The sequence below is a fragment of the Streptomyces niveiscabiei genome (assembly GCF_001419795.1).
Classification (GTDB): Bacteria; Actinomycetota; Actinomycetes; order Streptomycetales; family Streptomycetaceae; genus Streptomyces; species Streptomyces niveiscabiei.
Genome location: NZ_LIRL01001132.1, coordinates 1 through 888 on the forward strand (window position 1 = coordinate 1; position 888 = coordinate 888).

General features: G+C 64.9%; 1 protein-coding gene. It reads left to right on the plus strand.

All coding sequences use genetic code 11. The features are described from left to right. Positions 1-888 (plus strand): tryptophan 7-halogenase (locus tag AOK24_RS40955; RefSeq protein WP_167376912.1); only part of this gene is annotated, 888 nt, incomplete at both ends.

Sequence of the window (888 nt, forward strand, 5' to 3'; positions counted from 1 at the left end):
TTCGACCAGATCCTGCTCGACGGGGCGGCCCGCAACGGGGCGCAGGTCCATCACCGCTGCACCGTGACCGGCGTCGTCGAGGACGACACGCGCGTGACGGGGGTCCGGTTCCTCGACGAGAACCGCGTCGAGCACACGGTCCGCGCGCGCTATGTGGTGGACGCCTCCGGGAACACCAGCCGCACCCACCGGCACGTCGGCGGCACCCGGACGTATTCGGACTTCTTCCGCAACCTCGCCCTGTTCGGCTACTTCGAGGGCGGCAAGCGCCTGCCCGAGCCGAATTCCGGAAACGTCTTCACCGTCGCCTTCACCAACGGCTGGTTCTGGTACATCCCCCTGTCGGACACGCTGACCAGCGTCGGCGCGGTCGTCCGCCCCGAACTGGCGCCCCGGATCCAGGAGAATCGCCAGGAAGCCCTGACCGGTTTCGTTCAGGAATGCCCGACGATCCGCGACTATCTGGCCCACGCCCATCGGGTCACCACGGGACCCTACGGGCAGATCCGCGTCCGCAAGGACTACTCCTACTGGAACACGAAATTCTGGCGGCCCGGAATGGTTCTCATCGGCGATGCGGCCTGTTTCGTCGACCCTGTTCTGTCCTCGGGAGTGCATCTGGCCGGATACAGCGGCCTGCTCGCCGCGCGGTCCGTCAACAGCGTCCTGGAGAACAGTGTCACCGAGGAAGAAGCCTTCACCGAATTCGAGCAGCGTTACCGGCACGAGTACGGCATCTTCTACGAATTCCTCTCGGTGTTCTACAACTCCCACGCCGAACGCGACTCCTATTACTGGAGTGCCAAACAGATCACCAACAGTGCGTCCGGGGAATTCGAGGCGTTCATCAATCTCGCCGCGGGCATGGGTTCCCCGCAGGCGGCCGAG